Annotated in this window: 1 pseudogene; it reads right to left on the bottom strand. The window is 64.9% G+C overall.

Annotated elements, in window-relative coordinates:
- A pseudogene (locus BN5935_RS00005) lies at window positions 1-856 on the bottom strand (glycoside hydrolase family 65 protein); the annotation flags it as partial.
- Window positions 857-957 lie beyond the last annotated feature (101 nt).

The following is a 957-nucleotide window of genomic DNA, read 5'->3' on the forward strand; positions in this document are numbered from 1 at the left end:
GCAGGGCGTCGAAGCCCGTCCGCAGGCCGTCGGCGGCGACGGCGCGCGCAGCGGCCGCGAGGTCCGCAGGAGCGTGGTTGAGCGACGAGCAGATGCCCGCATATTTATATAATGTAGCGGTCCGGCCCTTGTCGCAGCGCACCGTGGCGGTATGGCGGACCTTCTCGGGTTGTGTCTCACAACGAAATTCCGCGCCTTCGAGCTCCACGGCCTGCGCCCACGCGGCTTCGAAACCGCTCTTGCGGGTGCGGCTCTGCGTGACGTCGGCATCGGTTGCGACCGGCTCCCAGAATTTCTCGTCGTAATTGGCGTCGGCGTTGCGCACGTCGGCGTCGATATGGGGCGAAAAGGTGATCTCGGCGGCACGGTTCAGCGGCGTGACGGCATATCGGATGACACCCAGTTCGCGGCGCGGAAGCGGCAGGAAGCGGACAACCTCGACCGAGATTTCGACGCCGCTGCGCATCGTGACCGTCATGCGGCGCGTCAGCACCGAGCGGCGCATGTCCAGCTCGCGGTAAAAGTCCTTCACCGCGACCGTCGCCAGATCGAGCGGTTCGCCGTCGACCCCGACATCGACCCCGATCCAGAAGGCCGCGTTGAGCACCTTGGCGAAATACTCCGGGTAGCCGTTCTTCCACCACCCCACGCGCGTCTTGTCGGGGTAATAGACCCCGCCGATGTAGTTGCCCTGAAGCGAAGGGCCCGAGTAGCGCTCCTCGAAATTGGCGCGGCCGCCCATGACGCCGTTGCCCAGTGCGAAGAGCGATTCGGCGGCTTCGACCCGTGCGGGATCGAAATCGGCCTCGGCGATCCGCCAAGGGTCTATGACAAGGTTCAGTCTATTTCTCTGCATAACATTTCAAACGTAAATCCTTCGAAACCGTCCAACTGCATCGTCGCCCCCGCGAGCAGGGGGCTGCCCCCGATGCCCACCGAACGCATGCCGGCGCGCGC

This window comes from Alistipes provencensis, assembly GCF_900083545.1.
GTDB lineage: Bacteria > Bacteroidota > Bacteroidia > Bacteroidales > Rikenellaceae > Alistipes > Alistipes provencensis.